A 22,233-nucleotide genomic window follows, 5' to 3' on the forward strand; every position below is an offset into this window, starting at 1 on the left:
CCGCGCATTATGGTTCCCTGACGCGGGTGGTCAGGTGCGGAAGGTGACCTGCAGGGTCGGGGTGCTGGTCTCGGCGAAGAAGTCGTTGCCCTTGTCATCGACCACGACGAAGGCGGGGAAGTCCTCGACCTCGATCTTCCAGACCGCCTCCATGCCGAGCTCCGGGTACTCCAGGACCTCGACCTTGCGGATGCAGTCCTGCGCGAGCCGGGCCGCCGGACCGCCGATCGAGCCCAGGTAGAACCCGCCGTTGGCGGCGCAGGAGTCGGTGACCTGCTTCGAGCGGTTGCCCTTGGCCAGCATGACCAGCGAGCCGCCCGCCTCCTGGAACTGCCGGACGTAGGAGTCCATGCGGCCCGCGGTCGTCGGGCCGAAGGAGCCCGACGCGTAGCCCTCCGGGGTCTTGGCCGGCCCGGCGTAGTACACCGGGTGGTCCTTCAGGTACTGCGGCATCCCCTCGCCGCGGTCGAGCCGCTCGGCGATCTTCGCGTGCGCGATGTCGCGGGCCACGACGAGCGGGCCGGTCAGCGAGACGCGGGTCTTCACCGGCAGCTGCGAGAGCGTCGCACGGATCTCCGCCATCGGACGGGTCAGGTCGATCCTCACGACCTCCTCGGCCCCCGCGGCGGCTCCCGTCTCGGACAGCTGCTCCTCGGTCACGTCCGGCAGGTACTTCGCCGGGTCGAACTCGAGCTGCTCGAGGTACACGCCGTCGGGGGTGATCTTGGCCTTGGCCTGGCGGTCCGCCGAGCAGGACACGGCGATGCCCACGGGCAGGGAGGCGCCGTGGCGCGGCAGCCGGATCACGCGGACGTCGTGGCAGAAGTACTTGCCGCCGAACTGCGCGCCGATGCCGAAGTTGCGGGTCAGCTCCAGGACCTGCTGCTCGAGCTCGGGGTCGCGGATCGCGTGGCCCAGCTCCGAGCCGGAGGTGGGCAGCGTGTCCAGGTAGCGCGCCGACGCCAGCTTCGCCACCTTCAGCGTGTACTCGGCGGACATGCCGCCGACCACGATCGCGAGGTGGTACGGCGGGCAGGCCGCGGTACCCAGCGAGCGCAGCTTCTCGTCGAGGAAGGCGGCGAGCTTCTTCGGGTTCAGCAGCGCCTTCGTCTCCTGGTAGAGGAAGGTCTTGTTGGCCGAGCCGCCGCCCTTGGCCATCACCAGGAACTCGTACTTCGGCTTCTGCCCGGGGACCGAGTACAGCTCGACCTGGGCGGGCAGGTTCGTCCCGGTGTTCTTCTCGTCCCAGAAGGACAGCGGCGCCATCTGCGAGTACCGCAGGTTCAGCTCGTCGTAGGCCTGGAAGACCCCGCGCGACACCGCCTCCTCGTCGTTCCCGCCGGTCAGGACGGTCTCGGTCTTCTTGCCGACGACGATCGCGGTGCCGGTGTCCTGGCACATCGGCAGCACGCCGCCGGCGGAGACGCAGGCGTTGCGCAGCAGGTCGGTCGCGACGAACCGGTCGTTGCCGGAGGCCTCCGGGTCGTCGATGATCGCGCGGAGCTGGGCGAGGTGGCTCGGCCGCAGGTGGTGCTGGATGTCCTTGACGGCCTCGCGGACCAGGCCGGTGATCGTGGTGGGATCGATCTCGAGGAACGTCCGGCCTGGGAACGACGGGGACTCGACGAGCTTCCCGGCGGGAAGGTCGAGCTCGCGGTACTCCGTCCGGTCGTCCCCGAGCGGGAGCACGTCGGTGTGGTGGAACTCGGGCATGGGGTGGACGCTACCTCCGGATCTCCTCGCGACCGGCACGGTGCGGGCGTGATGCTCGCCCCGCCGCGGCCGCCGAGCCGCCGGTCAGCGGCCGACGCCGGACCCGGCCGGACCCGGTCGGCAGGTGATCCGCACCGCTCGTCGCGTGATCGAGCGCGCCCGAAGCGTCCCGGTGTGACCGGGAACGCCCGCCGTCGAGCGAGCCGGTGACACCGCCCGTCTCCCGCCGGGCGCCGCACGTCGTTCGGGTGGCGTTCACCCCCTCTCCACCCGATCGTGGCCGAACCGTGTTGCTAGCGTGCCGCCGTGGAGAGCCGGGGCGTACGGGCGCCAGATGACCCGCCGAAACCCACAGCCCCGCGATCGTCCGGGCCGCGGTCCCACCCGTCGCCGTCCCGGACCCGCGGGGGGCTCGTCCGCGGTTCCCTGATCCGCAGCGCCGCCCATCGCGACGGGCTCGCGCTCATCCTCGGTTCCGGCCTCACCTCGGCCGTCGGGCTCGTCTACTGGGTGCTCGCCGCCCGGCTGTTCCCCGCCGACGTCGTCGGCCTGAACCAGGCGGCGCTGTCCGCGGTGATGCTGCTGGGCAGCGTCGCACACCTGAACATGACGTACGCGCTGCTGCGCTTCGTCCCGGTCGCGGGGTGGGCGGCGCGCCGCCTGGTGATCGGCGGGTACCTGGCCGCGGGCGCGATCGCCGCCCTGGTCGGGCTGGCCTTCGCGACCGGCGCGCGGTGGTGGGCGCCGGACCTGGTGGCGGCGGTCGGCCAGGACCGGCTGACGGTGTTCTTCGTGCTCGCGACGCCGGTGTGGGCGCTGTTCACGGTGCAGGACTACGTGCTGACCGGGATCCGGCGCGCCACGGTCGTCCCGCTGGAGAACGGCGTGTTCGCCGTGCTCAAGGTCGGGTTGCTGCTGGCGGCGCTGGTCGCCACCGTGACGGGGGCGGTCGCCGTCTCCTGGATGGTCGCGACGGCGCTGCTGGTCCTGGTCGTCAACGTCTGGCTGCTGGCCCGCGCGCTGCCCCGCTTCACCCGCGAGCACGAGGCCGCCGGCGGACCCGTCGAGCGGATCACGGTCCGCGACCTCGGCGGCTTCGTCCGCGCCGACTACGCGGGCGCGATCTTCCAGCAGGCCGCGATGTTCGGCATGCCCGTCCTGGTGCTCGGCCGGCTCGGGCCGGAGGCCAACGGCGCCTACGGCATCGTCTGGCAGATCGCGCAGGCGCTGTTCGTGGTCTCGTCCGGGATGAACCAGTCGATGGTCGCCCACACCGCGGCCGACGCCGGTTCGGCCGAGACGGTCGAGGCGGCCCGCCGGGCGACGATCCGCCGCTCGCTGACCCTCGTCCTGCCGGGCGCGCTGGTCGTGGCCGCCGGCGCCCCGCTGATCCTGTCGGTGTTCGGCGCCGGCTACGCCCGCGAGGGCACCGCCGCGCTCGCGCTGACCGCCCTCGCCGCGGTGCCGTACGCGGTGACCTCCGCGACCGTGAGCGCGGCGCGGGTCCGCCGCCGCGGCGTCGTCCAGTTCGCCGTGCCCGCCGCGGCCGCGATCCTGGTGATCGGCGGCTCGTGGGTGCTGCTGCCGGTGCTCGGGATCGTCGGGGCCGGCCTGGCGTGGCTGGTCGGACAGTCGCTGGTGGCGCTCGTGATCATGCTCGGGACCGCGCGGTGGCTGCCGCCGGTCCTGGCCCGCCGGGTCGACGCGCTGCGCTCGGCCGGGCTGCTGCGCCGCATCGGCGGTGCCGGCACCCTGCTGCACGGCGTGCCCGGCGGCGCGGGCTGGACCCTGGGCGAGCGGCTGAGCGGCGGCTCGGAGTCCGTGGTCGTCCGGGTCGGCCCGGAGGGCGGCGCCGTCCAGCGGGGGGCGCTGCTCAAGGCGTGCGACACCCCGCGCAGTCGGCGCGGGCTGGCCTGGCAGACCGAGGTGCTCGACCGGCTGCACGCCGACCCCCGGATCGGACACCTGCACCCGCTGCTGCCACGGGTGCTCGGCGCGGGCGAGATCGGGCGCAGCTACTGCGTGATCGAGTCGCTGGTGCCCGGGGAGAGCGGGCTCGCGGTGCTGCGCGACCCCGTGCGTGGCCCGGTCCTGGTCGACCACGCCGCCCAGGTGATCGGCGAGCTCCACCGGCACACCGGCGAGGTCCGCCCCGTCGGGCCCGAGGACCTCGACGCGTGGGTGCACGAGCCGCTGTCGCGGGTGCGGGCGCTGGTCCCGCGGGCGTTGCACGCCGACACCCGCGGCCTCGCCGCCCGGCTCGACGCCGCGCTGCGCGGCCGCCGTGCGTCCGTCGGCTGGGTGCACGGCGACTTCAGCCCGGTGAACCTGCTCGCGGACCCCCGGGGGCGGGTCAGCGGGATCGTCGACTGGTGCGAGGCGCGGCCCGTGGGGCTGCAGGTGCTCGACGTCGTGGCGCTGCACCAGTTCGCCGTGATGCACGGGGCGGGGCGGGAGCTCGGCCCCCTGGTGCTCGAGTGGCTGGCGGGGCCGCCCGACGCGGTGGCCGAGCGGATGGGGGCGGCGCAGCGCCTGCTGGGCGGGGACCCGGTCGACCACCGGGTCCTCACCGTGCTCGGCTGGCTGCAGCACGTCTCGGAGGTGGCCCGGAAGTCGGCGCGTGCCTCGGCGAACCCGGTGTGGGTGCGGCGCAACGTCCGCGCCCCGCTGCGCGGCGCCCGCGCCGCCCTCGAGCCCGTCTGACCGGGCGTCGGGTCGGCGTCGGATCGCCGGCCGGACCGCTGGTCGGGGGGCCGGACCGGCCCCCGTCCGGTCCGGCCACCCCGGGCGACACCGCCGGCACGCCGGGGACCGGCGGCCGCGGTGCGGGTAGGAGGGGGGCACCACGACCCTCCCCGACACGGGCGGCCCGCGTCAAACATCTGGCTGGCTTCTCCACCCGCACGTCGTAATGTGAGTCACATGCCTCATTCCATTCTCGGAACCGCCGTGCGGCGGATCGAGGACCCCGACCTGATCACCGGCGCCACCACCTACGTCGGCAACATCGTCGCCGGCCGCACGGACGTCCTGCACGCCTCGTTCGTCCGCTCGCCGCTGGCGCACGCGCTCGTCACCGGGATCGACACCTCCGCGGCCGCGGCGGCCGAGGGTGTCGTCGCCGTCTACACCGCCGCCGACCTCGGGCTCCCCGCGCACCACGGGCTGATGGTGCTCAATCCCGACATGCCCCGCCCGCCGCTGGCCACCGACCGGGTCCGGTTCGTCGGCGAGGCCGTGGCGCTCGTCGTCGCCGAGTCGAAGGCCGCCGCCGTCGACGCCGCCGAACTGGTCGAGGTCGACTACGACCCCCTCCCCGCGGTCGTCGACGCCGAGGCGGCGCTCGAGCCCGACGCCCCGCTGCAGTTCCCCGACGTCGGGTCCAACGTGGCCGGCGGGCTGCGCTCGGCCGAAGGGGCCGCCGTGCTCGACGACGCCGAGGTCGTCGTCCGGGCCCGCATGGTCAACCAGCGCATCGCGGTCGTCCCGCTCGAGGGCAACGCGATCCTCGTCGACCCGACGGACTCCGATCACGCGCTCGTCGTGCACGTCTCCACCCAGATGCCGCACGGCTTCCGTGCCCAGCTCGCCGGGCTGTTCGGGCTGGAGCCCGACGCGGTGCGGGTGATCGCGCCGAACGTCGGCGGCGGGTTCGGTGGCAAGGCCGGGATGATCGCCGAGCACACCGCCACGGTGGGCGCCGCGCGGGCGCTGGGCCGCCCGGTCGCCTGGGTCGAGACGCGCTCGGAGAACCTCGTCTCGATGCCGCACGGCCGCGGCCAGGTCGCCTACTACGAGCTCGGCCTGACCCGCGACGGTCGGATGACCGGGCTGCGCTGCCGGGTCGTCGGCGACGCGGGTGCCTACGCCGGGTTCGGCGGCGCGCTGCCGCTGCACATGACCTACGTGATGGCGCCGGGTGTCTACGCCATCCCGAAGGTGGGGTACGACGCCGTCACCGCGCTGACGAACACCACGCCGATGGGGGCGTTCCGCGGGGCGGGCCGGCCGGAGGCGGCCGCGCACCTCGAGCGGCTGGTCGACATCGCCGCGGCCGAGCTGGACATGGACCCGGCCGAGCTGCGCCGGCGCAACTTCCTCGACCCGGCCGCGTTCCCGCTGACCACACCGGTCGGGGCGAACTACGACGTGGGCGACTACGACCTGCCGCTGCGCGAGGCGCTGCGGCTGGCCGACTACGAGAAGCTCCGCGAGGAGCAGGTCACCCGCCGCGAGTCCGGCGACCCGGTGCAGCTGGGCATCGGCATGTCGGTCTACGTGGAGATCACCGCCGGTGGCGGGGGCAGCGAGTACGGGTCGGTGCGGGTGCACCCGGACGGCACCGCCACGGTGCAGGCGGGGACCTCGGCGCACGGGCAGGGGCACGCGACGTCGTTCGCGATGCTCGTGTCGGACCGGCTCGGCATCCCCATGGAGAAGATCACCTACGAGCAGTCGGACACCGCCAGCGTCCCGCGGGGCGGCGGCACCGGCGGCTCGCGGTCGCTGCAGATGGGCGGCTCCGCCGTGCGGGTCGCGGCCGACGACGTGCTCAAGGAGGCCACCCGGCGGGCGGCCGCGCTGCTCGAGGCCAACCCCGACGACGTCGCGCTGACCGACGACGGCGAGTTCGGCGTCACCGGCGTGCCCTCGGCCACCGTGACCTGGGAGCAGGTGGCGGCCGAGGGCGAGATCTTCGCGGGCGTCGACGAGCAGCAGGCCGACGCGACCTACCCCTTCGGTGCGCACCTGTCCGTGGTCGAGGTGGACACCCTGACCGGGCGGGTGCGGCCGCGGGCGCACATCGCCGTCGACGACTGCGGGCGCGTGCTCAACCCGCTGCTGGTCGAGGGCCAGCAGCACGGCGGGCTGGCGCAGGGCATCGCCCAGGCGCTCTACGAGGAGGTCCTCTACGACCCGGAGGGCAACCCGACCACCGCCACACTGGCCGACTACCACGTGCCCACCGCGGCGGACCTCTTCTCGTTCCAGGCGGTCACCACCGAGACGCCCACCCCGCGGAACGTGCTCGGGGCGAAGGGCATCGGCGAGTCGGCGACGATCGGCTCCACGCCGGCGGTGCAGAACGCGATCGTGGACGCGCTGCGCCCGTACGGGGTCACGCACGTCGACCTGCCGTGCACGCCGGAGCGCGTCTGGCGGGCGATCCGGACCGGCGGCGGGGACCCGTGGCGGGAGCCGGCGGACGTCTTCGGCAGCCTGCCGCTGCGGGGCGGGGACTCGCAGGACGAGTCCGGCGCGATCTGAGCGCAGCCCGGTCCGGCGGCCGGACGGTCGCATGATCGACGGGCCCGTTCGGCCGTCCGGGGGCGGGTGCGCCGGGCACCCACCCCCGAGGCGGTGAACCGGCCCGTCGTGGCGCAGACTCATGCCCGTGACGCGAGGATCGAGCGTGGAGCGCACGCGATGAGGCTGGCCACCATCCGGACCGCCGCGGGGACGCGCGCCGTCCGGGTCGACGCGACGGGCGCGACCGAGACCGGCGACGCGGACCTGCGCGCCCTGCTGTCCCGCCCGGACTGGGCCGAGCACGCGGCGGCCGCGGCCGGCCCGTCGCACGCCGTCGAGGGGCTGGACTACGCGCCGCTCGTGCCCTCGCCCGAGAAGATCATCTGTGTCGGGCTGAACTACCGGGACCACGTCCTCGAGATGGGCAACGAGCTGCCCGAGTACCCCACGGTGTTCGCGAAGTACGCGCCCGCGCTCGTCGGCGCGCACGACGAGATCGAGCTGCCCACCGTCTCCGAGCAGGTCGACTACGAGGCCGAGCTGGCCGTGGTGATCGGGCGCCCGGTGCGCCACGCCGACGGGGCCGAGGCGGCGGCGGCGATCGCGGGCTACACGATCCTCAACGACGTCAGCGTCCGCGACTACCAGAACCGCACCAAGCAGTTCCTGCAGGGCAAGACCTTCGAGCACAGCACCCCGCTGGGCCCGGTGCTCGTCACGCCGGACGAGCTGCCCGAGGGCGGCTGGGCGATCTCCTCGACGCTCGACGGCGAGGTCATGCAGAGCTCGACCACCGACCAGCTGGTGTTCGGCGCCGTCGACCTGGTCGTCTACCTGTCGGCGATCCTCACGCTCAACCCGGGCGACGTGATCGCCACCGGCACCCCCGGCGGGGTGGGCCACGCCCGCAGGCCCCCGCGGTACCTGACGGACGGCGCCGAGCTGGTCACCGCGATCGACGGCATCGGCGAGTGCCGCAACCTCTGCCGGCTCGCGAAATGACCCGCTCGCTCGAGCTGTCGCTGGCGTGGGCCGGCGACGGTGCGGCGCACCTGCGCGGGCTCATGGACCGGATGGGCGACGAGGCCTTCCGCGCCCCGTCCGCGCTGCCCGGCTGGACCCGCGCGCACGTGCTGAGCCACGTCGCCCGCAACGCCGAGGCGATGCTGAACCTGCTGCACTGGGCGCGGACGGGGGAGGAGACCCCCGCCTACGCCGACGACGCCCAGCGGGACGCGGACATCGCGAGCGGCGCGCAGCGCGAGCCGGCCGCGATCCGGGAGGACGTGGTCGCGACCTCGGACAAGCTCGCGCAGGTCGTGAAGGCGATGCCCGAGGAGGCGTGGTCGCGCAGCATCCGCGACCGGCGGGGCAGGGAGGTGCCGGCGACCGAGATCGCCTGGATGCGGGCGCGCGAGATGTGGATCCACTCCGTCGACCTCGACGTGGGCGCCTCCTTCGAGGACTTCCCGCAGCCCATGCTGTGCGAGCTCGTCGCGGACGTCGCCGCGAACCTCGCGGCGCGGCCCGGGACGCCGGCGGTGCGGCTGGTCGCGAGCGACCGCGACCGGGCGTGGTCGACCGCGGCCGAGGGCACCCCGCCCGCCGTCTCGGTCTCCGCGCCCGTGGCCGACCTGGCGGCGTGGGTGTCGGGGCGCGGGCGCTCACGCCGGATCCGGGCCGTCACCCCCGAGGGCGAACCGACCCAGGTCCCGGAGCTGCCGGCCTGGCTGTAGCCACCCCGGCCGCCGGGCTCCGGCGGGTCACGGGCGGTCGCGGCGGGTGAGCTCGTCGAGCCTGGCCTGCACCTCCTCGAGCCGGGCGAGGGTCTCGTCGAGGCGGGCGTGCAGGACGGCCACCTCGGCGGACAGCAGGGCGACCGCGCCCGGGTCCTCGGCGGGCGCCTCCGCCGGGGCGAGCGTGGGCTCGTCGGGCCCGAGACCGGTCGGACGGCCCTCGAGCACGACCTGCACCCCGCCCGCGAGCTCGGCGAACCGATCCGGGCTCAGCACCGGGCGGTCGGCGGCGCAGTTGCGGCAGACCGGGAGGAGCCGCCGCCACCCGACGCTGCCGGCTCCCGAGTCGGCCAGCAGGTCGGCCGGGCGGCCGCACTCGCAGCGCCCGACGCGGACCGTCTTGACGCGTTGGCGGGCGTACCGCAGGCCGCGCTCGTAGCGCCGGTACCGGCCCGACGCCGCGACCTCGAGCAGCACCGCGCTGCGGTGGTCCGGCTCGCACGCCAGATCGCGCGCGGCGCCCATCTCGTGGAAGCAGTAGAACCCGCAGTCACACCAGCGCGACGGGCAGGCGTGCCGCGAGCCGTGCGCGCAGATGGCGTCGTCCACCGCGCGGTAGACGTGCGCCCTGCCGAGGGTCACGCCGCTGAACCCGCAGCTCGCGCCGTCGGCGGCGAGCATCGGGTACGCCAGCTTGAACCCCGGCAGGGGCTCGTCGGAGTGTTCGCGCGGGCTGCGGGCGAAGGGACCGCCCACCGACCCGGCCCGGTCAGACCCGGGCGGGACGCTCGGCCGGGGCGTCCTCCGCCAGGGCGGCGGTGACGACCGGGACCGTGTCGTGCGCCTGCGGTGCAGGCTCCCGCGTCTCGGCGAGGCGCTCGGCCTCCCGGTCGATCGCGACACCCTCCGCCAGCTTCCTGCCCAACCTCATGACGCCTCCCGGTTGTAGCGGTGAACGCTTGCGTATCAGGCTGATCCTTCGCCGCGGAGTTGTCCAGAGGAGGGGATGACGACCGTGTATCGCCTCGCCCGGACGGCGGCACCGGTGCCTGCAGCGGGCACCCGGAGGCGCGAATCCTCGCCCGTTCGAGGTGATGCGGGTCAGCAGGGGGCGGGGCGGGTGTAGCAGGGGAGGTCGGGCTCGGCGGACAGGACGGCGCCGGCGGCGGCCGACTGCGCCACCGCCCGGTCCACCGCGGCGGTGCCCTGCCGGAGCTCGGCAGCGGTGATGCCCGGGGCCTGCGCGCGGGCGCAGGTCGACGGCGCGATCCGGGCGGGGTCGGCCGGCCCCGGGTTCCCGAGGGCGTCGACGACGAGGGCGAAGGCGGCGGCGTCGGAGAGCCCGAGCGGACCGTGCTCGACCGTCCGGCCGGGGCAGACGTCCTGCACCGCGACCGCGCCGTTCCCCGCGCCGTTCCCCGCGACGGCCCCGCCGCCGGGCTCGGCCGGGAGCGCCGAGGCCTGCGGCACCGGCGTGACCACGGTGTCTCCGGTCGAGACGACGACGGTGTAGTCGACACCCGGGAAGGTCCGCCGCCCCGAGTTGAGCGCCTCCTCGAACCGGGAGCCGCTGGACTGCTGCCAGAACGCGGCGGTGCAGCCCCGGGCGCAGCCGGCGCGGAGGGCGTCGGAGCCGGCGTTGGTGGGACCGAGGGCGACGAGGTCGGAGACCTGCGCGCGGACGTCGGGCCAGAACCGCAGCGCCCAGCGCGGCACCATCCCGCCCTGGCTGTGCCCCACGACCGCCACCTTCCGCCCCGTCCGCTCGGCGATCGTGCGGATCGCGTACACCACGTACTCGGCGCGGCGGGCGACGTCGCCGGTGTTGGCGTCGGGCGCGGTGGACAGGCAGGTCGGGAAGCCCTGGGCGGCGAGCAGCGGGCGCAGCCCCCAGCCGAAGGCCGTGTCGGGGTCGGCCCCGGTCCCGGACAGCAGCAGCACCGTGTCGCGGTTCGCCCTGCCGCGGGTGCAGACCAGGCTCGCGGTGAGGTCGGCCGCCGGGACCGTGAGGGCGGGGCCGGGGCGGTCCACCGGGGCCCAGGCGGGCGCCGCGGGCACCGGCGCCGCCGGCGGCTGCTCCGGTGCCGCGGCCGGGGAGCGCAGGGACGCGCCGCTCAGCGCGGCGTAGAGCCCGAACACCAGCCCGACGACGACGAGGACCGCCGTCGCGACGCGGACCAGGGGCGCAGGAGGCCGGGGACGCCCGCGCGGCGCAGCCGACCCGGGGGGTGCGGGGGACTCGGTGGGCGGGGGAGACACAGTGCGCACGGGCGGCTCCGTCCGGGCGGCGGGGAACCCGACGACTACAACACCCCGCGCTCCACCGCACAAGTCGGTCCGCCCGACCGTAGGGTGCGCCCGTGAGCACGCCATGAGTGCGGTCCCGGACTTCGCCGCGGTCCGAGCCGAGTTCGGCCTGCCCGCCGACGGCACGGCGTTCCCGCCCGCCGTGCTCGCCGAGGCCGAGCGCGCCGCCGCCGCCGGTCCGGACGGTCCCCGCGGCGGCCCCCGGACCGACGCCACCGACGTCCCGCTCGTGACCATCGACCCGCCCGGCTCGAAGGACCTGGACCAGGCGGTCGGCCTCACCCGCACGCCCCGTGGCTTCACCGTGCACTACGCCATCGCCGACCTCGGTGCCGTCGTCGAGCCGGGCGGGCCGCTCGACGCCGAGGTCCGCCGCCGCGGCCAGACCCTCTACCTGCCCGACGGGGCGGTCCCGCTGCACCCGCCGGTCCTTTCCGAGGACGCCGCGAGCCTGCTCCCCGACGGCCCCCGCGCCGCCGTGCTCTGGCGCATCGACCTCGACCGCGAGGGCGCGGTCGTGCGCGCGGACGTCCGGCGGGCCCTGGTGCGCTCCCTCGCGCGGCTGGACTACGCCGGGGTGCAGGCCGCGATCGACGCGGGCCGCCCGCACCCGGCGATCGCCGCCCTGGCAGAGCTGGGCCCGCTGCGCCGGGCCCGGGCCGTCGCGCGCGGGGCGATCGAGCTGGAGCTGCCCGAGCAGGAGGTCGTGCCGGACGGCGCGGGCTGGACCGTGCGGGTCCGCCGGCGCACGCCGGTGGAGGACTGGAACGCGGAGATCTCGCTGCTCACCGGGCAGGTCGCCGCGCAGATGATGCTCGACGCGGGGGTCGGGGTGCTGCGCACGCTGCCCGCGCCGGAGCCCGAGGCCGTCGCCGCGCTCCGGGCGACCGCGCTCGAGCTGGGGCTGGACTGGCCCGAGGGCGAGTCCCCGGCGCGGGTGCTCGCCGCGCTGCCGCGCCCGACCGACGGCGGCGACGGCGGCGACCCGCGGGTGCTGGCGGTCCGCCGAGCCGCCACGACGCTGCTGCGGGGTGCGGCCTACGAGTCCTTCGGCGTCGCGGGGACACCGCCGCCGGGGGACCCGGGCCACGGCGGCGTCGGGGCGCCGTACGCGCACGTCACCGCCCCCCTGCGGCGCCTGGTCGACCGCTTCGCGGGCGAGGTGTGCCTGACCCTCGCGGCCGGGCGGGAGGTGCCCGGCTGGCTGGCGGAGGCGCTCCCCGCGCTACCCGGCGTGATGAGCGCGTCGGACACCCTGGCTGCGCGGGTGGACCGGGCCTGCACGGACCGCACCGAGGCGGCGGTGCTCGCCGACCGGGTGGGGGAGGAGTTCGAGGTCGTGGTGCTGCGCCGCGAACCCGCCGAGGTCTTCCTCGCGGATCCGCCCGTCCTGGCGAAGTGCGACGGCCGGCCCCGGCCCGGGACGCTCGCCCGGGCCCGGCTCGTCGAGGCCGATCCCACGAGCGGGCGGGTGAGGTTCGCCTTACCGGACTGACCCCTCCCTGCTCAAGCCCGATCGGATGTCCGCACCGACACGCTCCGCGGGGGCCCGCGCGGGACTAGCGTCGTCCGCCGGCACGAACCGCCGGGGTGGAGGTCGAGGGTGGCGCAGGTCAGGTACGGGATCGAGCACGAGGTGGCGTTCCGCCGCGCCGACGGCGCGTTCGCCGACTTCACGAACACGACCTTCGAGGAGCTGCAGAGCATCGTCGACGCCCTGCCCGAGGACCCCGCCGACTATCCCGACCTGCGGATCGGCGACCAGGGGATCAAGCGCAAGCGGTGGTACGTCGAGGGCTTCGAGCGCTTCGACGAGGCGGGCGGGTTGGTCCGGTGCGACCCGAAGGGCATCGAGATCCGCACCCGGATCCACGACTCCGTGGAGGAGGCGGTCGCGGCGCTCACCGCCGACCTGGGGGCGCTGGAGCGCGAGGCGGCCGCGCGCGGGCTGGAGCCGTACCCGATCGGGTTCAATCCCGTGCGCTCGAGCTACCCGATCGTCCCCGCGCTCAACGCGTGGGAACGCGCCCACCGCACCGGCTCGCCGGAGGAACGGACCGCGCACCTGCACATGGTCACGCACGGGCCGGACCTCAACCTGTCCGTCGCGGGGCTCGGCGGCGCGGCGCTGGTCGACGCCGGCCGGAAGCTCACCCACTACAGCCCCTGGCTCGTGCCGCTGGCCTTCTCCTCGCCCTTCCGCGACGGCGCGCAGTGGGGCGGCCTGTCCGCCCGGACGTCCGTGCGCACCGGGCTGCGGCCGGCGGCGATGGTGTTCCTGGAGCCGGGCTCACCGGACGCGGTCGTGTCCGACCCCTCGCTGACCCAGCCCGCGCGGCTGGCGGCCGAGGTCGGGCGGATCGAGTTCAAGGCGTTCGACGCCTGCCCCGACCCCGTGCTGTACGGCGAGCTGCTCAGCCTGCTCACCGGCCTCGTGCTCGACGACACCCTGCCGGGCCGGCGCCGCACGCCCGACGCCGCGCTGCACCGGCACGTCGCCGTGGAGGGGCTGGCGGATCCGGAGACCCACACCGCGACCGGCGCCCTGCTCGACGCGGCGGAACGGGCGCTGGCGGACCGGCCGGCGGACCTGGCGCGGATGGCCGCGCTGCGCGAACGCTGGCGGGCGCGCGAGTGCCCGGCCACGGCGATGCTGGCCCGGCGCCCGGTCGCGACCTGAGCCACGACGCTCCCGCCCCTGCGAGCGGGAGCGCCGCCGGCCGAGTCAGTGGTAGGTGTGCGCCTCGTCCGGGTAGGCCCCGCCCCGGACGTCCTCGGCGTAGGCGCGGGCCGCCTCGAGCAGGAGGCCGCCCAGGTCGGCGTACGGCTTGACGAAGCGCGGCTTGCGGCCACGGTTCATCCCGGCCATGTCGGACCAGACGAGCACCTGCGCGTCGCAGTCCGGGCCGGCGCCGATGCCGATCGTCGGGATCGTGAGCTCCGCGGTGACGCGCTTCGCGACCTCGCCCGGCACCATCTCCAGCACCACGGCGAACGCGCCGGCCTCCTGCAGGGCCAGGGCGTCGTCGACGAGACGCTGCTCGCCGGACTGGCCGCGCCCCTGGATCCGGAACCCGCCGAGGGCGTGCTCGCTCTGCGGGGTGAAGCCGAGGTGCGCCATGACCGGGATGCCGGCGGCCGTGAGCGCCGCGACCTGCGGGGCGTAGTGGGCGCCGCCCTCGAGCTTCACGGCGTGCGCGCCGCCCTCCTTCATGAAGCGGAACGCGGTCTCGAGGCCCTGCGCGGGGGAGATCTGGTAGCTGCCGAAGGGCAGGTCGGCCACGACGAGGGCGTGCTTCGCTCCCCGCGCCACCGCCCTGACCAGCGGCAGCAGCTCGTCGACGGTGACGGGCAGGGTGTTGTCGTGGCCGAAGACGTTGTTGCCGGCGGAGTCGCCCACGAGCAGGACCGGGATGCCGGCCTCGTCGAAGATCTCCGCGGAGTAGACGTCGTAGGCGGTGAGCATCGGCCAGCGCTCGCCGCGGCGCTTCAGCTCGGCGAGGTGGTGCACCCGGGTGCGCTTCTGCGGGGCGGCGCTGCGGTAGGGCGCCTGCACCTCGCCGTCCGCAGAGCCGTGCGTGCCGTTCGCGGGGGTGGCGTCAGCGGGCGTGCCGGTGGTGTCGCGGGACATCGTCGTCCGTCCTCCCTCGAGGCCTGCCTGGCAGGTCCCCGGGTCGTCTGGGTCCGTCTCGGGTCGTGCGCCGTGAGCGTGACACCCGGCGCCCGCCGCACGCACGGTCCGGCGACGCACCTCACACGGTGGGGTGCGCGACGCCGGGGTCCCGCTCACCGCACCCCGGGTGGCGCCCCGGGCCGCCGCTGGCATGCTGGCTCGGTGCCTGGCTCAGTGTCGTCGCGCCGTCGCTCCCCGTTCGGGCCGCCCCACCCGGGCGTTCGGACCCTGACCGTGCTGGTCGCGGTCGTGGCCGCCCTCGCCCTGGCCGCGTGTTCGAGCCCGGCGGCGACCGCGCCGGCCGCGGCCACGGTCACCCCGACGGGTGATCCTGCGCAGGACCCGGCGCTGGCCCGCTTCTACGGTCAGGAGCTGCAGTGGGGCCCGTGCACGGGCTACGCGGCCTCGCCGGACGTCGCGGACCAGTACCGCGACCCGCGCTACCAGTGCGCGAAGCTCGAGGTCCCGCTCGACTACGCGCAGCCGGACGGCAAGACCGTGAAGGTCGCCGTCATGCGCTCGAAGGCGACCGACCAGGCCCACCGGATCGGCTCGCTCCTGCTCAACCCGGGCGGTCCCGGCGTCTCGGGCACGCAGCTCGTGCCGGCCACCGTGAAGTCCACGGAGAACTCGCCGGTGCAGGCGCGCTTCGACCTCGTCGGCTTCGACCCGCGCGGGGTCGGGGTCAGCGAGCCCTCGATCGACTGCCTGACCGACGCCGAGCAGGACCAGTACCGGGCCGCCGTGTACGCGGACCCGTCCCCGGCCGGGGTGGCCGCGCTGGAGGCGCACAACAAGGAGTACGCCGACCGCTGCACCGCCCGGATGGGCGTGGACGTGCTCGCGCACGTGGGCACGCGCGAGGTCGTGAAGGACCTCGACGTGCTGCGCGCCGCCCTGGGCGACGAGAAGCTGACCTACTACGGCTACTCGTACGGGACGTCGATCGGCTCGACCTACGCCGAGACCTTCCCGACCCGGGTGCGCGCGATGGTGCTCGACGGCGCCGTCGACCCCACGCAGGACACGGTGGAGACCAACATCGACCAGAGCGCCGGATTCCAGCAGGCCTTCGACGCGTACGGGGCCTGGTGCGCGACCCAGCCGAACTGCCCGCTCGGCACGGACCCGAAGGCCACCACGGCCACCTGGCAGAAGATCGCGCAGCCGCTGATCGACCACCCCGCCAGGACCTCCGACCCGACCCGCACGCTGTCGTTCTCCGACGCGATCACCGGCGTGCAGCAGGCGCTCTACCTGCGGTCCCTGTGGCCGGCGTTGTCCCTGGGCATCTCGAAGCTGGCCGCGGGCGACGGGTCGGTCCTGCTGACCCTGGCGGACTTCTACTACAAGCGCACCGACGGGAAGTACGACAACTCGCTCGAGGCGTTCCAGGCCATCACCTGCATGGACAACGTGCGCATCACCGACCCGGCGCAGGTCGCGAAGCTCAACGAGGGCGTGGTCGGCGCGGCGCCGTTCACCGCGACCGGGCGCGGCGCGGTCGACGCCAAGGACCCGTGTGCGTTCTGGCCCGTCCCGCCGACGATGGAACCGCACCGGCCACAGGCCGACGGGCTGACGCCGGTCGTCGTCGTCTCGGTGACGGGCGACCCCGCCACGCCGTACCAGGCCGGCGTCGACCTCGCGGAGGACCTGAACGGTCGGCTGCTGAAGGTCGAGGGCAACCAGCACACGGCCGGTTACCAGGGCAGCGCCTGCATCGACGACAAGCTCACGGCCTACCTGGTCGACGGGACCCTGCCGGCCGAGGGTGCGGAGTGCACGCTGCCGGCCCAGTGAGACCGGCCGTGACCCTCACCCGTTCGCGCTGCGGCGTCGCACACCCTGAGCAGCCACGAAACATCCACGTAACACGACATTCCTAGCCTGGCGGCCATGGACCGCCAGCAGGAATTCGTGCTGCGCACGCTCGAGGAACGCGACATCCGCTTCGTGCGGCTGTGGTTCACCGACGTGCTCGGCTATCTCAAGTCGGTGGCGGTGGCCCCCGCCGAGCTCGAAGGGGCGTTCGCGGAGGGCATCGGGTTCGACGGCTCGGCGATCGAGGGCTTCGCCCGGGTCTACGAGTCCGACATGGTCGCCCGCCCCGATCCCTCGACCTTCCAGGTGCTGCCCTGGGAGACCGCCAACGGCGAGCACTACTCGGCGCGCATGTTCTGCGACATCGCGATGCCGGACGGCTCGCCGTCGTGGGCCGACCCGCGGCACGTGCTGCGGCGCGCCCTGTCCAAGGCCGGCGAGGCCGGCTTCACCTGCTACGTCCACCCCGAGATCGAGTTCTACCTGCTGCGCGACCTGCCGTCCGACGGGTCGCCGCCGATCGCCGCCGACTCCGGTGGCTACTTCGACCAGGCCAGCCACGACGTGGCGCCGCACTTCCGGCGCAACGCGATCGAGACGCTCGAGTCGATGGGGATCTCGGTCGAGTTCAGCCACCACGAGGGCGGGCCGGGCCAGCAGGAGATCGACCTGCGCTACGCCGACGCGCTCACCATGGCCGACAACATCATGACCTTCCGGTACGTGGTGAAGGAGGTGGCGCTGACCCAGGGCGTGCGGGCGTCGTTCATGCCCAAGCCCTTCACCGACCACCCCGGCTCGGCCATGCACACCCACTTCTCGCTGTTCGAGGGCGACCGCAACGCCTTCCACGACCCGGACGACCCGTACGAGCTCTCCGAGACCGGCAAGGCGTTCGTCGCCGGCGTGCTGCGGCACGCGCGCGAGATGAGCGCGGTGACCAACCAGTGGGTCAACTCCTACAAGCGGCTGATCACCGGCGGCGAGGCGCCCACCGCGGTGTCGTGGGGCCACGCGAACCGCTCGGCGCTGGTCCGCGTCCCGATGTACTCGCCCGGCAAGTCGTCGACCCGGCGGGTGGAGATCCGCACGCTCGACAGCGCCTGCAACCCCTACCTGGCGTTCGCGGTGATCCTCGGCGCCGGGCTGCAGGGCGTGCAGAAGGGCTACGAGCTGCCCGCCGCCACCGAGGACGACGTCTGGTCGCTCACCGACACCGAGCGCCGCGCCCTGGGCTACGAGGCCCTGCCGCAGAACCTCACCGAGGCCCTCGGCGCGATGGAGCACTCGGAACTGGTCGCGGAGATCCTCGGCGAGCACGTGTTCGACTTCTTCCTGCGCAACAAGCGGGCGGAGTGGGACAACTACCGGCGCAACGTCACGCCCTACGAGCTGGCGACCTACCTGCCCGTCCTCTGACCTGCGATGACGCAGTATGGAACCATGATGTCGATTCTGGCCGTCGATTCCGTCGTCATGGTTCCGTAATGCATTCGGAATGGGTCCGGCTCGAGCGGTACGACGGGCCCTGGGAGCCGGACGACCCGGACGCCAACTTCAAGGCCGAGGTGGCCGACTACGGCCGCCTCGACCCGCTGCACACGCTCCGCGGGCTCAGCGCGCACACCGGCGTCCCGGTGGGCGCGCTGGCCCGGTACGTCCTCGCCCGGTTCGCGACGACGGGTTCGGGCGGGCTCCTCGAGCTCGGCCCCGCGATGGTCGAGCGGCTGCGGGAACCGGTCCGCAGGGCCGAGGCGGAGGGGACGGACGAGGCGCGTCTCGCCGCGTACCGCGAGCTCGCCGCCCTGCTCGGCTGGCTCGGCGCACCGCTCGACGATCCCGATCTCTACCCGGGCGCGTAACGGGCGGTCCGCCGTGCCCGCAACGGCCCCGGGATAGGGCAGGATCGGTCGGTGTGGCGGAACGTACCCGGACCTCCCTCGCCCGCCTCGGCCTGACCGAGCCCTGGGCGGAGCAGACCCTCGCCGAGCTCGGCTGGTGGGCCGAGGACCGGCCCGTGCCGGGCGCCGAGCCGATCATGTGGGCGCTGGCCCGCTCGCCCGACCCCGATCTCGCGCTGCGGCAGGTCGAGCGGTTCGCCAAGGCCGCCGGGGACTGGAAGACCGTCGACGCCGCGCTGCGCACCGACCTGGGGCTGCGCGGCCGGATGCTCGCCCTGCTCGGCGCCTCGACGGCCCTGGGCGACCACCTCGTCACCCATCCCGACCGCTGGCGGCTGCTCGCCGACAGCCCGGACCGGAACGACCCGCCGCCGGACCTCGCCCGCCGCGCCGCCAACCTGCTCCGCGCCGTCGGCGCCGATCCCGACGCGCCGGCGTCGGGCGGCCCGGGCGGGGCGCGCGCCCAGGTCACCGGCGCGGCCGCGATCACCGCGCTGCGCACGGCGTACCGCGACGAGCTGCTCGGGCTCGCCGGGGCCGACCTCGCCGCCGTCGGGGAGACGTCCCTGCCGGTGATGGAGGTCGACGAGGTCGCCGCGCAGCTCGCCGACCTGGCCGCCGCGGCGGTCCGGGCCGCGCTGGCCGTCGCGCTGGAGGAGGTGGACCCGCCCGACGACGTTCGGCTCGCCGTGATCGGCATGGGCAAGTGCGGCGGGCACGAGCTCAACTACGTCAGCGACGTCGACGTGATCTTCGTGGCCGAGGGCGACACCCAGGCCGCGTCCCGCCTGGCGAGCCGGCTGATGCGGATCGCGGGGGAGGCCTGCTTCCAGGTCGACGCCAACCTGCGGCCGGAGGGCCGGCAGGGCGCGCTGGTCCGCACGCTCGACGGGCACGTGACCTACTACAAGCGCTGGGCCAAGACGTGGGAGTTCCAGGCCCTGCTCAAGGCACGGCCGATCGCGGGCGACGAGGAGCTGGGCGCCGCGTACGCCGAGGCCGTCGCGCCGATGGTGTGGAACGCGGCCAGCCGGGACGACTTCGTGCAGGACGTGCAGGCCATGCGCCGCCGCGTCGAGGAGCACATCCGGCCCGACCACGCCGACCGGGAGCTCAAGCTGGGCCGCGGCGGGCTGCGCGACGTCGAGTTCGCGGTGCAGCTGCTGCAGCTCGTGCACGGCCGGACGGACGAGTCGCTGCGCTCGCCGTCGACGCTCGAGGCGCTGGCCGCGCTCGCCGACGGCGGGTACGTCGGGCGCGACGACGGCGCCAACCTGGCCGCCTCCTACCGCTTCCTGCGGCTGCTGGAGCACCGGCTGCAGCTGCAGCGGATGCGGCGCACCCACCTGCTCCCGGCGAAGGACGACACGGACGGGCTGCGCTGGCTCGCCCGTGCCGCGCGCCTGCGCCCGGACGGGCGGCACGACGTCGTCGGGGTGCTGGTCGCGGAGTGGTCGCGCAACGCCCGCCGCGTCCGGAGGCTGCACGAGAAGCTGTTCTACCGGCCGCTGCTGCAGTCGGTCTCGCGGCTCTCGCCCGAGGAGTCCCGGCTCTCGGAGAAGGCCGCGGCGGCCCGGTTCAAGGCGCTCGGCTGGGCGTCGCCGGAGGGCGCGCTCGGGCACCTGCGGGCGCTGACCGGCGGGGTGTCCCGCGCCGCGTCGATCCAGCAGACACTGCTGCCGGTGCTGCTGGAGGAGCTGGCCGCCACGCCCGACCCGGACCGCGGCCTGCTGGCCTACCGGCAGGTGTCGGAGGCGCTGGCGAACACCCCGTGGTACCTGCGGCTGCTGCGCGACGAGGGGTTGGTCGCCGAGCGGCTCATGCGCCTGCTGGGCACGTCCGCGCTGGTCCCGGACCTGCTGGTACGCGCGCCGGAGATCCTGCGCGTGCTGGCCGCGCCCAACCCCGGCCAGCCCGACGAGCTGAAGCGCGACCCGGCCGTCGTCGGGCAGTGGATGATCGCCGCGGTCGCCCGGCAGCCCGACCTGACCTCCGCGGTGGCCTCGGCGCGCTCGATGCGCCGGCACGAGATGCTCCGGATCGCCTGCGCCGACCTGCTCGGCGCCCTCGAGGTCGCCGAGGTGTGCGAGGCGCTGTCCACGGTGTGGGTCGCGGTGCTGCGGGCGACGCTCGCCGCCACGGTCAAGGAGGTCGCGGCGGGCGAGCCGCCGAAGGCCCGGATCGCGGTGATCGGGATGGGTCGGCTCGGCGGCGCCGAGCTCGGGTACTCCTCCGACGCGGACGTGATGTTCGTGTGCGAGCCCGCAGGCGAGGCGACGTCCGACGACGCGGTGAAGTTCGCGACGAGCGTCGTCGAGACCGTGCGGCGGCGCCTCGGCGCGCCCAGCCCGGACCCGGCGCTGCAGGTCGACGCGGACCTGCGACCCGAGGGACGCTCCGGGCCGCTGGTGCGGACCCTGCACTCCTACCGCGAGTACTACGCCCGCTGGGCCGAGGTCTGGGAGGCGCAGGCACTGCTGCGGGCCCGGCCGGTCGCCGGGGACCCGGAGCTGGGCCGGCGGTTCATGGAGCTGATCGAGCCGATCCGGTACCCCGCGGACGGGCTGACCACGGCCCAGGTGACCGAGATCCGGCGGATCAAGGCCCGGGTCGACGACGAGCGCCTGCCGCGCGGGGCGGACCGCTCCACCCACACCAAGCTCGGCCACGGCGGGCTCGCCGACGTCGAGTGGACCGTGCAGCTGCTGCAGCTGCAGCACGCCGGCGACATCCCGGAGCTGCGCACCACGTCGACGCTCGAGGGGCTGCGCGAGGCGGCCGAGGCGGGCCTGATCACCGCGGAGGACGCTGCGGAGCTGCAGGCCGGCTGGGAGACCGCGACCCGCGCCCGCAACGCGATCATGCTGGTCAGGGGCAAGCCGGGGGACCAGCTGCCGCGGTCCGGCCGGGAGCTGGCGGCGGTCGCCGCGGCGCTCGGCTACCCGGCCGACGGCGACCCCGGCCGGTTCCTCGACGACTACCGCCGCACCACCCGCCGCGCGCGGACCGTGGTGGAACGGGTCTTCTACGGCTGGGACTCCTGAACTCCCCCACCCGCGAGTCGCGCCGTGGGCTCCCGCAGGTCGGGCTCAGCAGTCGCAGGAGCAGCAGTCGCAGTCCGAGCAGCAGTCGCAGCAGTCGCAGCTCGCCTCGGAGCAGTCGCAGCACTGGGCGCAGCTCTCGTTGCGGCAGAAGCCTTCGCGCGCCTCGCGGGTCCAGGGGTCCTCGAAGGTGTCGGCGCAGCACATCTGGCAGCTGCAGAACAGGCCGGTCGCGACGGCGCACCCCGCGAGCGCCCCTCGCGGGGGACGCGGGCCGGGGCGCGGCGGGGCGTCGCCGTCCGAGCTGCCGGGCCTCCGCTCGGCATGGACGGTGCCCTCGGAGAACGCGTGCGCGATCGACCGCTCGAGCTCGTGCACCAGCAGCCGGTGCGCCAGGCGCCGGTCCGTCCAGCGCACCTCGTCGAGGGCGAGCCGGATCCCGAGGGCGGCGTCGTCGGCCAGGGAGCGGGCGGTCGCGAGGTCGGTGCCGGTCGCGAGCAGCGGGTTCCACGCACCTGCCGCCGCGTCGGCCGGGAGGTCCTCGACGGCGTCGAGCAGATGGGCCAGCCGGCCGAAGAGACGGCCGGCCTCCGCGAGCGGGGCCGCGTTGTCCGGCCGCCCGGCGAGGACGGCGGTGTGGCCGAACGCCGCGGCGGTGGCGGTCTCGGTCGGCTCGGTGACGGCGAGCAGCGGCGCACCGGCGTGTTCCAGGGCGGGCTGGCGGGCGACGGCGTCGAGCAGCACCGCCGGGTCCAGGCCCAGCCCGGCCGCCCCCGCCGACCCCCGCC

15 protein-coding genes and 1 pseudogene are annotated in these 22,233 nt (G+C 75.1%); 10 read left to right on the top strand and 6 right to left on the bottom strand.

What is annotated here, in order from left to right; genetic code table 11:
• Nucleotides 1-30 precede the first annotated feature (30 nt).
• Nucleotides 31-1,713, bottom strand: coding sequence for a fumarate hydratase (locus LWC35_RS32300; RefSeq protein WP_232874205.1), 1,683 nt, complete (start codon nt 1,711-1,713; stop codon nt 31-33).
• A gap of 306 nt (nt 1,714-2,019) precedes the next feature.
• Here LWC35_RS32300 and LWC35_RS40620 point away from each other — a divergent pair, with 306 nt between their 5' ends.
• The 4 genes from LWC35_RS40620 to LWC35_RS32320 all read left to right on the top strand — a co-directional run bounded on the left by LWC35_RS40620 (nt 2,020) and on the right by LWC35_RS32320 (nt 8,699).
• Nucleotides 2,020-4,416, top strand: a complete 2,397-nt coding sequence (locus LWC35_RS40620) for a phosphotransferase (protein WP_232874207.1) — start codon at nt 2,020-2,022, stop codon at nt 4,414-4,416.
• A 219-nt stretch (nt 4,417-4,635) separates the two neighbouring features.
• Nucleotides 4,636-6,981, top strand: a complete 2,346-nt coding sequence (locus LWC35_RS32310; RefSeq protein WP_232874209.1) for a xanthine dehydrogenase family protein molybdopterin-binding subunit — start codon at nt 4,636-4,638, stop codon at nt 6,979-6,981.
• Nucleotides 6,982-7,140: 159 nt separating this feature from the next.
• Nucleotides 7,141-7,965 (top strand): fumarylacetoacetate hydrolase family protein, encoded by an 825-nt coding sequence (locus LWC35_RS32315; RefSeq protein ID WP_232874211.1) that lies wholly within the window; start codon nt 7,141-7,143, stop codon nt 7,963-7,965.
• Nucleotides 7,962-8,699, top strand: coding sequence for a maleylpyruvate isomerase family mycothiol-dependent enzyme (locus tag LWC35_RS32320; RefSeq protein ID WP_232874213.1), 738 nt, complete (start codon nt 7,962-7,964; stop codon nt 8,697-8,699). Before LWC35_RS32315 ends, LWC35_RS32320 begins: the two co-directional genes overlap by 4 nt.
• 27 nt (nt 8,700-8,726) lie before the next feature.
• Here the strand turns inward: LWC35_RS32320 and LWC35_RS32325 are convergent, their stop codons facing one another.
• The 3 genes from LWC35_RS32325 to LWC35_RS32335 form a co-directional block, all read right to left on the bottom strand.
• Entirely contained in the window at nt 8,727-9,455 is a 729-nt protein-coding gene (locus LWC35_RS32325) for a hypothetical protein (protein ID WP_232874215.1), read from the bottom strand.
• 13 nt (nt 9,456-9,468) lie between these two features.
• Complete coding sequence (locus LWC35_RS32330) at nt 9,469-9,630, bottom strand: hypothetical protein (RefSeq protein WP_156067119.1); 162 nt, start codon at nt 9,628-9,630, stop codon at nt 9,469-9,471.
• A gap of 170 nt (nt 9,631-9,800) precedes the next feature.
• Nucleotides 9,801-10,967 carry an esterase/lipase family protein gene (locus tag LWC35_RS32335; RefSeq protein ID WP_232874217.1) on the bottom strand — a complete coding sequence of 389 codons (1,167 nt, stop codon included), beginning with the start codon at nt 10,965-10,967 and terminating at the stop codon, nt 9,801-9,803.
• Nucleotides 10,968-11,070: 103 nt separating this feature from the next.
• On the opposite strand from LWC35_RS32335, the gene LWC35_RS32340 reads away from it, so the two are divergent.
• Nucleotides 11,071-12,501, top strand: coding sequence for an RNB domain-containing ribonuclease (locus tag LWC35_RS32340; RefSeq protein ID WP_232874219.1), 1,431 nt, complete (start codon nt 11,071-11,073; stop codon nt 12,499-12,501).
• A 108-nt stretch (nt 12,502-12,609) separates the two neighbouring features.
• Entirely contained in the window at nt 12,610-13,686 is a 1,077-nt protein-coding gene (locus tag LWC35_RS32345) for a glutamate-cysteine ligase family protein (protein WP_232874221.1), read from the top strand.
• Nucleotides 13,687-13,731: 45 nt separating this feature from the next.
• Here LWC35_RS32345 and panB read toward each other — a convergent pair whose 3' ends face one another.
• Complete coding sequence (panB, locus tag LWC35_RS32350) at nt 13,732-14,637, bottom strand: 3-methyl-2-oxobutanoate hydroxymethyltransferase (RefSeq protein WP_232874223.1); 906 nt, start codon at nt 14,635-14,637, stop codon at nt 13,732-13,734.
• Nucleotides 14,638-14,841: 204 nt separating this feature from the next.
• On the opposite strand from panB, the gene LWC35_RS32355 reads away from it, so the two are divergent.
• From LWC35_RS32355 to LWC35_RS32370, 4 genes are all read left to right on the top strand, one after another.
• The gene (locus LWC35_RS32355; protein WP_232874225.1) at nt 14,842-16,482 is read left to right on the top strand and encodes an alpha/beta hydrolase; all 1,641 of its coding nucleotides are present in this window, start codon (nt 14,842-14,844) and stop codon (nt 16,480-16,482) included.
• 96 nt (nt 16,483-16,578) lie between these two features.
• The gene (glnA, locus tag LWC35_RS32360; RefSeq protein WP_037040767.1) at nt 16,579-17,922 is read left to right on the top strand and encodes a type I glutamate--ammonia ligase; all 1,344 of its coding nucleotides are present in this window, start codon (nt 16,579-16,581) and stop codon (nt 17,920-17,922) included.
• Nucleotides 17,923-17,990: 68 nt separating this feature from the next.
• On the top strand, nt 17,991-18,365 hold the full coding sequence (locus LWC35_RS32365) for a DUF6027 family protein (RefSeq protein ID WP_232874227.1): 375 nt from the start codon (nt 17,991-17,993) through the stop codon (nt 18,363-18,365).
• 53 nt (nt 18,366-18,418) lie between these two features.
• Entirely contained in the window at nt 18,419-21,448 is a 3,030-nt protein-coding gene (locus LWC35_RS32370; protein WP_232874229.1) for a bifunctional [glutamine synthetase] adenylyltransferase/[glutamine synthetase]-adenylyl-L-tyrosine phosphorylase, read from the top strand.
• 45 nt (nt 21,449-21,493) lie between these two features.
• On the opposite strand, the pseudogene LWC35_RS32375 reads toward LWC35_RS32370, so the two are convergent.
• A pseudogene (locus LWC35_RS32375) lies at nt 21,494-22,233 on the bottom strand (hypothetical protein); the annotation flags it as partial.

Origin of the sequence: Pseudonocardia kujensis (genome assembly GCF_021283305.1) — a bacterium.
Lineage (GTDB): Bacteria > Actinomycetota > Actinomycetes > Mycobacteriales > Pseudonocardiaceae > Pseudonocardia > Pseudonocardia kujensis.

What these genes read in the sequence shown, in the direction of transcription:
- glnA (WP_037040767.1), top strand. Translation starts at nt 16,579, where the DNA reads ATGGACCGCCAGCAGGAATTCGTGCTGCGCACGCTCGAGGAACGCGAC.
- LWC35_RS32320 (WP_232874213.1), top strand. Translation starts at nt 7,962, where the DNA reads ATGACCCGCTCGCTCGAGCTGTCGCTGGCGTGGGCCGGCGACGGTGCG.
- LWC35_RS32300 (WP_232874205.1), bottom strand. Translation starts at nt 1,713, where the DNA reads ATGCCCGAGTTCCACCACACCGACGTGCTCCCGCTCGGGGACGACCGG.
- LWC35_RS32310 (WP_232874209.1), top strand. Translation starts at nt 4,636, where the DNA reads ATGCCTCATTCCATTCTCGGAACCGCCGTGCGGCGGATCGAGGACCCC.
- LWC35_RS32365 (WP_232874227.1), top strand. Translation starts at nt 17,991, where the DNA reads ATGCATTCGGAATGGGTCCGGCTCGAGCGGTACGACGGGCCCTGGGAG.
- panB (WP_232874223.1), bottom strand. Translation starts at nt 14,637, where the DNA reads ATGTCCCGCGACACCACCGGCACGCCCGCTGACGCCACCCCCGCGAAC.
- LWC35_RS32340 (WP_232874219.1), top strand. Translation starts at nt 11,071, where the DNA reads ATGAGTGCGGTCCCGGACTTCGCCGCGGTCCGAGCCGAGTTCGGCCTG.
- LWC35_RS32330 (WP_156067119.1), bottom strand. Translation starts at nt 9,630, where the DNA reads ATGAGGTTGGGCAGGAAGCTGGCGGAGGGTGTCGCGATCGACCGGGAG.
- LWC35_RS32315 (WP_232874211.1), top strand. Translation starts at nt 7,141, where the DNA reads ATGAGGCTGGCCACCATCCGGACCGCCGCGGGGACGCGCGCCGTCCGG.